The sequence below is a fragment of the Thermomonas sp. genome, assembly GCF_029945965.1.
Taxonomy (GTDB): domain Bacteria; phylum Pseudomonadota; class Gammaproteobacteria; order Xanthomonadales; family Xanthomonadaceae; genus Thermomonas.
Genome location: NZ_JAQSDO010000015.1, coordinates 1,208,200 through 1,214,351 on the forward strand (window position 1 = coordinate 1,208,200; position 6,152 = coordinate 1,214,351).

Here is a 6,152-nt window from a genome sequence, read left to right on the forward strand (position 1 = left end):
GATCGAGACGCCAGGGATCAGGACGCCATGACCATCGCGGCATCTGCCATAGCCGACCTTCCAGATTGGGATGGCAACACCCTAGGCTTGCGGGCGCTGCAAACCGAACTCGCCACGCAAGTCGTGTTGCGCGACAAGTTTGCGAGACCCTTGCGCACCGTGGCCGGCTTCGATGTCGGCTTCGAGGAAGGCGGCGCGATCACCCGCGCTGCCGCGGTACTCCTGGATGCCGATAGTCTTGAAGTGATCGCAAGCGAAGTCGCCCGATTGCCGACGCGCATGCCCTATATCCCCGGCCTGCTCAGCTTCCGCGAACTGCCGGCCCTGCTCGCTGCGCTTGGGCAACTGCCGCAGGCACCGGACCTCGCCTTCGTCGACGGCCACGGCATCGCGCATCCACGCCGGCTCGGCATCGCCGCGCATTTCGGCGTGGCCACCGGCTTACCAAGTATTGGGGTGGCCAAGAAGATCCTGGTTGGCGAAAGCCGCACCAACCTGCACGATATGCGCGGTGCCTTCACCTCGCTGCGTCATGGCAGCGAACAGATCGGCTGGATGCTGCGCAGCAAGCCATGTTGCCTACCGCTGATCGTCTCGCCAGGACACCGCGTCGCCATGGCCTCCGCACCGGAACTCGTCATGCGCTTCGTCACCACCTATCGCCTGCCGGAAACCACGCGCCTCGCGGATCGGCTGGCCTCGCGCCGCGACCGCAAGCAGTCGGCATCGTCTTGACACTGTTCCGAGTAGCCTGCCCTCAACAACCGTACGGAGCACTTAAATGACCCGCCTGCCCGCCATCCTCGCCATGATCCTGCTGCTGCCAGCTGCCTGCGCCGCCACCGACAACACGTTCAAGCCCAGCGCCGATGCCGCAAGCCAGCCAACCGTCGACGACAGCCGCGTCACGCTTGGCCTCGGCCAAAGCACGCAACTCAGCGATGGAAGCCAGCTCAGCTACACCAGCCTCGTCAACGACTCGCGCTGCGCACCCGACGTGCAATGCGTCTGGGCCGGCGACGCCGAGATCGCCCTGCGCTGGAAACCTGCGAAAGGCAGTGCCCGGAACTTGCGCCTACACACCAACCGCCAAGGCGGCCCCACCAGCGCACGCATCGGCGCACGCACCCTGACCCTAGTGTCGCTGGAACGCGGCATCGGACCAAATGCCACCCTGTCGATAACCGCCACGCCGTGATCGCCATCAAGTCTGGTCCAGCGGGCTGAGCACACCGCTGGCACCACGGTTGAGCACATGCGTGTAGATCTGGGTGGTTGCCAAGTCCTTGTGGCCAAGCAACTCCTGAATCGTGCGGATGTCGTATCCAGATTCCAACAGGTGCGTCGCGAATGAATGCCGCATCGTGTGCGCCGTCACCGGCTTGGTGATACCCGCACGCTGACGCGCCTGCTTTAACGCCCGCGACACCACCCCTTCGCCCACATGATGGCGGCGCTCGACATCGTCGCGCGGGTCCACCGACCGATTCAGCGCCGGGAACACGTACTGCCATGCGAACTCGCGATTGGCGCTGCGGTATTTCCGATCCAGCGCATACGGCAGGTACACCACCCCGAATCCTGCTGCCAGGTCCTGCGCATGCAGCACCCGTGCACGCTCGATTTCCTGCTGAAAAGGTTCCACCAACGAACGTGGCAACAACGTCCGCCGATCCTTGCCACCCTTGCCATTACGCACCGTGATTTCATTGCGGGCGAAATCCACGTCCTTGACCCGCAAACGCAAACATTCGAGCAAGCGCAAACCGGTGCCGTACAACACGCATGCCAGCATGCGTGGTCGCCCATCCATCTGCGCCAGCAGCCCCTGCACCTCGCTGCGCGCCAGTACCGTCGGCAACCGTCGCGGCTTCTTGGCCCGGATCACATCCTCCATCCAGTCCAGGCGCTGCCGAAGCACGTCCCGATACAGGAACAGGATCGCCGCCAACGCCTGGTTCTGGGTGCTGGCCGCCACCTTGCCGTCCACCGCCAAGCGCGACAGGAAGGTCTCCAGCTCACGAGCACCCAACTGCCGAGGATGACGACATCCGTTCAGCTCGATGTAGCGACGAATCCAGCCCACATAGGCATCCTCGGTGCGGATACTGTAGTGATTTAACCGCAAAACGCGACGAACTTCGTCGAAAAGGCTGGGTCGCAGCTCCTTCGCAATGTCTGCCTGCAAGCCGTCAGGCTCTCCTGCAAATTCGTCGTTATCAATGCCATAAGGCATACACATACATCCTTGGCTGATTTCGCACCCATATTGCTTACGAACAGATGCTGAGGGCATCGGCCAAGCCATTGATCTGAGGTAGGATTTGTCTGTAACTTCAATGGCCGGGAATATGACTATCCCATCCTTATTCCGCTTTTTAAAAGCTATTAGGTGTTATGCGGACGCTCTGTTATTCAACACCAGCACGCTTATCAAGCCACGCAGCAACCTCATTGCACGCAGCAGCGACCCGGCGCAGCTCGTTACTGTCCCAATACGTCTTTCCAGCATCGCCGTCACTGTCAATCATGAACCCCTTAACCTGCCGATCCCCCGGATGAAAGGTCGGGCCGAAGTTTCCAAGTTCTTGCATTACTTCGCGGGCATCTGCACTTATGTCATTCCAGTCCATTAGACCTTCCTCTGTTAGTGAACGGCTCACGCCGCATAACAATTCAATCAAGTCGAGGCCGCATCACTGCCTCGGGGAAACCAACTTTCCAGCGCGGCCCGACTTATCTCAGCCGTTATGCGTTGCCAATCGGCTTCCGCTTTTCGCGGCGTTGCAGCTTTCCTTCCAGCGCCCGCACTTCCTCTCGCCACTGAGGCTGAACGTGTACCGTGACTGGCACACGCCCCGCCTCCTTGTGTCTTTCGCGCTCGGCTGCCTTGCGCTCGCTTGGCGTCTTAGCCGCAGACAATCTGCCGCCCTCCGACCGAATGAATCTTCTTGTTTGGTGCCGCATCCGGGTGCGCGTAATCACGACTCACGCCAGCGTCAACCCGACAATCCTTTGTCTTGGCAATCGCAATCCGCACTTCCAGTTGCGTGCGCTCACCATCACTTCCGTCAGGCAATGCCTCGGTGCAGTCGAAATCGAACTCTGCGCCCGCAAGCTCCGAACAGATCGCGGCCTCAATGTCCTCCATGCTGTCGGAGTCGGTTTCAATCGCAAGTGTCAGCGTGACCATCTTTACTGTACGCATTTCGTTCTCCCGTCCGCACCATGCGGCGTAACACCCTTATACCCTATCGTGACACGTCACGCAAGCGGCAACGTATAACTATCCGTTGAAGCCGACACCGCATCATTGCCTCGCGCTGCCGGGTTTTCCGTGGCGGCGCGGCTTAACGCGGCGTTATGCGGTCACTCGGACACAACGCCATGAATCCATCGCTGGGGTTTGTGGGCCGCGCCTGACACCAACGCCGCCAATACAAACCACCACCCACTGTTGCCAAGCCCAAACACAACGTAGCCGGTGCCGCCCCAAACGATAGACTCAAAGATGATGATGTAGATAAGGTAAGTCACGTATTTCATTCATGCCTCCCGGATTCGCGCCGCATAACAATTCGTTCAAGCCGAGACTGCTTCCCAGCATGAACATGGTTTGATTTACCGGATAGCAGTCCGGCTTAACTCAGGCGTTAGGCGCCAACGTCAGCTCTCGAGGTTAGCCGATGAAACATTCCGTTGATCGTTCAATCGCACTTATAGGAAATGGCCGTTTGATCCTGGTCGGCGCAAGTCTATTCCTCTACTTGCTCAATCACGAAGGACACTATCAAGCACTCAAAGCTGACCTGTTCCCAATTGAGGATCACTCGACGAGTTTCGCTCGGCACGACGACACAATGTACACAATTCACAACTACGAGCCGTTAGTGCAGCAGTTACGTGCCAACCCAGAGTTCAACCTCGAATACCACGGCCTACTGATCCAGACCATCTTCATGAACGTCGGCGACGAGCTCTCGCGCAATGGCTACTTCGACCATTCTCCGCAGCTCGAGTTCTTCCGCCACGTGCGAAATGCCATGGGTCATGGGAACTCGTTCCATTTTCTCGGAAACGAACCAACTCGTCCCGCAATACTTAACGGTCGAGAGCTTACGGCTTCACTTCATGGACAAAAGGTACTCTTTGACTACTTGGGCCCCGGAGATGTTCTTGATTTGTTGGACCAAGTTGAGCATCACCTCATAAGCCTTCGGTAACTTGGGGCTTTGGCGCCTAACTATTCGTTCAAGCCGAGACCGCTTCGCGGCTCGGCTCACGCGGTGACGTGTACCACTCCGCCGAGCCGCTGCGCGTCCCGGCTTAACTCAGGTGTTAGGCCACAGAGTTAGAATGCGGCTGTACGTCCCAAATCACCTGCGCGGACTCCCGTTTTTCAGTGCCGTGCTTGTCCAGATAAATAGCAACTCGCTCGACTCCAGTATTGCCAGCGCCGTCATCGAATCGCTCCATGTCGTAGCGAACGAACTTGTTTGGCGGCCTTTTGTAGATCGGGATGTATGGCATGGCTTCTCGCTTTGTGGCCTAACAAGTCATTCAAGCCGAAGCCCAATCGCTACGCGCTTGGTCTCGGCTTAATTCCAGCGTTAGGCGTCATGAAACACTATTCCGCAATCGGATATGTCATTACAGCAGTAGCAATTGCTGCCGATCTTGTGATTCTGGGTGACTCATTCCCAAGTCTCAGCGGCACTTCAAGATTGCTTCTCGGGCAAGCGATTCTGCTCGCACTCTTTCCTGCAGCTTTGCTCTTGTTCGTCGGTGCAAGGCGATCCACGGGCAAGCTTTCCAAAGTTCTTGGCTACTCAGTCTCGCTATTTGATGCACTTGTCGGCATTGCCGCTTGCGTCGCCATCGGTCTGATAGCGTCCGGGCAAATGCCCACGGCAGCCGCCTAACTATTCGTTCAAGCCGAGACCGCTTCGCGGCTCGGCTAACGCGGTATCGTGTACCACACCGCCGTGCCGCTGCGCAGTCCGGCTTAACTCAGGTGTTAGGCGCCAACAACGGAGGAAGCATGCGATTATTCGGCGGCATGAAAGATACAATGAAGAAAAGTGAGGCTGCTGTCATTGTTCAAAACTTGCTTGAGATTCAGGGAAAGCGGGGCCTCTTCAATGGAAATGCGGGTGATCTCGCCAACACAATTGTTGGAGCAACTTGGGATGAGAAGCCACACTTGTTCAATGGCACTAGAGCAGAACGTCCTCACAAACTTTCGTTAGCTGCAATTTCATTGGCCCATTTCTGCAGGACTCACCCAACGGACTCACAAAGGGATGTTCTACTCATGTCGTTGGGCATGGTGCTTGAGGAGGCTCTACATAATGGACGCAAGTACGGCTTCACTCAGGTCGACTCAGGGTTCTTCAATGGTGCAGTCGCAATCCTCAGCACATTTAACGATCAACTCAACTCAGATCCAGAAATTGGCGCCTAACTAATCGTTCAAGCCGAGACCGCTTCGCGGCTCGGCTCATGCGCTATCGTGTAGCACACCGCCGTGCCGCTGCGCAGTCCGGCTTAACTCAGGTGTTAGGCCGCAAATAGCAAAGTCGCTTCTAATGTTAGGTAGAACAAAAACGAGCCTATTCAATTTATCGTGTCTTAGAGGAACAACCATGTCCGTAGAGAATGCTCTGGCCGGTGTAGCTGTTCACGATTTAGAGACTGCTGCCAAATGGTACGAACAGCTGATTGGGACTGCGGGAAAAACACCTATGCCAGGACTCTTGGAATGGTCGCTGCCAGGCGGCGGATCACTCCAAATATTCAAGGATTCCAAGCGTGCCGGATCATCATCCGTCACACTCTCGGTCACAGGTTTGGACGATCACATAGCGCAACTTTCGGAGCGCGGGGTCAAGATTGGTGACAGAAGCGCGTCGGACAAAGTGAGCACTGCCATCCTTCTAGATCCAGATGGGAATCAGGTCGTTCTAGCCGAGCAGCACACTGATAAAATTGCCAGCTAAGTGCGCCGAGTTGCGGCCTAACTAATCGTTCAAGCCGAGACCGCTTCGCGGCCTCGCTTGTTGCGCTATCGTGTAGCACACCGCTCGGCCGCTGCGCGGTCCGGCTTAACTCAGGTGTTAGGCCGCGGGTCAAACAGTTCTTTTTGTGTGATC

Annotated in this window: 10 protein-coding genes; 6 read left to right on the forward strand and 4 right to left on the reverse strand. The window is 57.2% G+C overall.

Features of this window, described 5'->3' with window-relative positions:
- Positions 1–27 precede the first annotated feature (27 nt).
- Both nfi and PSV05_RS11885 read left to right on the forward strand, forming a co-directional pair.
- On the forward strand, positions 28–735 hold the full coding sequence (gene nfi, locus PSV05_RS11880; protein WP_300065508.1) for a deoxyribonuclease V: 708 nt from the start codon (positions 28–30) through the stop codon (positions 733–735).
- 46 nt (positions 736–781) lie between these two features.
- Positions 782–1,198 (forward strand): hypothetical protein, encoded by a 417-nt coding sequence (locus PSV05_RS11885; protein WP_300065339.1) that lies wholly within the window; start codon positions 782–784, stop codon positions 1,196–1,198.
- 6 nt (positions 1,199–1,204) lie between these two features.
- Here PSV05_RS11885 and PSV05_RS11890 read toward each other — a convergent pair whose 3' ends face one another.
- From PSV05_RS11890 to PSV05_RS11905, 4 genes are all read right to left on the reverse strand, one after another.
- Positions 1,205–2,236 carry an integron integrase gene (locus PSV05_RS11890; protein WP_300065341.1) on the reverse strand — a complete coding sequence of 344 codons (1,032 nt, stop codon included), beginning with the start codon at positions 2,234–2,236 and terminating at the stop codon, positions 1,205–1,207.
- Positions 2,237–2,411: 175 nt separating this feature from the next.
- Complete coding sequence (locus tag PSV05_RS11895) at positions 2,412–2,633, reverse strand: hypothetical protein (protein WP_300065343.1); 222 nt, start codon at positions 2,631–2,633, stop codon at positions 2,412–2,414.
- 275 nt (positions 2,634–2,908) lie between these two features.
- Complete coding sequence (locus PSV05_RS11900) at positions 2,909–3,193, reverse strand: hypothetical protein (protein ID WP_300065345.1); 285 nt, start codon at positions 3,191–3,193, stop codon at positions 2,909–2,911.
- A 176-nt stretch (positions 3,194–3,369) separates the two neighbouring features.
- Positions 3,370–3,546 (reverse strand): hypothetical protein, encoded by a 177-nt coding sequence (locus tag PSV05_RS11905; RefSeq protein ID WP_300065347.1) that lies wholly within the window; start codon positions 3,544–3,546, stop codon positions 3,370–3,372.
- A 140-nt stretch (positions 3,547–3,686) separates the two neighbouring features.
- On the opposite strand from PSV05_RS11905, the gene PSV05_RS11910 reads away from it, so the two are divergent.
- The 4 genes from PSV05_RS11910 to PSV05_RS11925 all read left to right on the forward strand — a co-directional run bounded on the left by PSV05_RS11910 (position 3,687) and on the right by PSV05_RS11925 (position 5,999).
- Positions 3,687–4,223 (forward strand): hypothetical protein, encoded by a 537-nt coding sequence (locus PSV05_RS11910; RefSeq protein WP_300065349.1) that lies wholly within the window; start codon positions 3,687–3,689, stop codon positions 4,221–4,223.
- A gap of 300 nt (positions 4,224–4,523) precedes the next feature.
- Positions 4,524–4,922: a hypothetical protein gene (locus tag PSV05_RS11915; RefSeq protein ID WP_300065351.1), complete on the forward strand. Its 399-nt coding sequence runs from the start codon at positions 4,524–4,526 to the stop codon at positions 4,920–4,922.
- Between the two features lie 119 nt (positions 4,923–5,041).
- Positions 5,042–5,464: a hypothetical protein gene (locus PSV05_RS11920; protein WP_300065353.1), complete on the forward strand. Its 423-nt coding sequence runs from the start codon at positions 5,042–5,044 to the stop codon at positions 5,462–5,464.
- A gap of 181 nt (positions 5,465–5,645) precedes the next feature.
- Complete coding sequence (locus PSV05_RS11925; RefSeq protein WP_300065355.1) at positions 5,646–5,999, forward strand: VOC family protein; 354 nt, start codon at positions 5,646–5,648, stop codon at positions 5,997–5,999.
- Positions 6,000–6,152 lie beyond the last annotated feature (153 nt).

Excerpts from the sequence above, each read along its gene's own strand:
- nfi (WP_300065508.1), top strand. The coding sequence starts at position 28 with ATGACCATCGCGGCATCTGCCATAGCCGACCTTCCAGATTGGGATGGC.
- PSV05_RS11885 (WP_300065339.1), top strand. The coding sequence starts at position 782 with ATGACCCGCCTGCCCGCCATCCTCGCCATGATCCTGCTGCTGCCAGCT.
- PSV05_RS11890 (WP_300065341.1), bottom strand. The coding sequence starts at position 2,236 with ATGCCTTATGGCATTGATAACGACGAATTTGCAGGAGAGCCTGACGGC.
- PSV05_RS11895 (WP_300065343.1), bottom strand. The coding sequence starts at position 2,633 with ATGGACTGGAATGACATAAGTGCAGATGCCCGCGAAGTAATGCAAGAA.
- PSV05_RS11900 (WP_300065345.1), bottom strand. The coding sequence starts at position 3,193 with ATGGTCACGCTGACACTTGCGATTGAAACCGACTCCGACAGCATGGAG.
- PSV05_RS11905 (WP_300065347.1), bottom strand. The coding sequence starts at position 3,546 with ATGAAATACGTGACTTACCTTATCTACATCATCATCTTTGAGTCTATC.
- PSV05_RS11910 (WP_300065349.1), top strand. The coding sequence starts at position 3,687 with ATGAAACATTCCGTTGATCGTTCAATCGCACTTATAGGAAATGGCCGT.
- PSV05_RS11915 (WP_300065351.1), top strand. The coding sequence starts at position 4,524 with ATGGCATGGCTTCTCGCTTTGTGGCCTAACAAGTCATTCAAGCCGAAG.
- PSV05_RS11920 (WP_300065353.1), top strand. The coding sequence starts at position 5,042 with ATGCGATTATTCGGCGGCATGAAAGATACAATGAAGAAAAGTGAGGCT.
- PSV05_RS11925 (WP_300065355.1), top strand. The coding sequence starts at position 5,646 with ATGTCCGTAGAGAATGCTCTGGCCGGTGTAGCTGTTCACGATTTAGAG.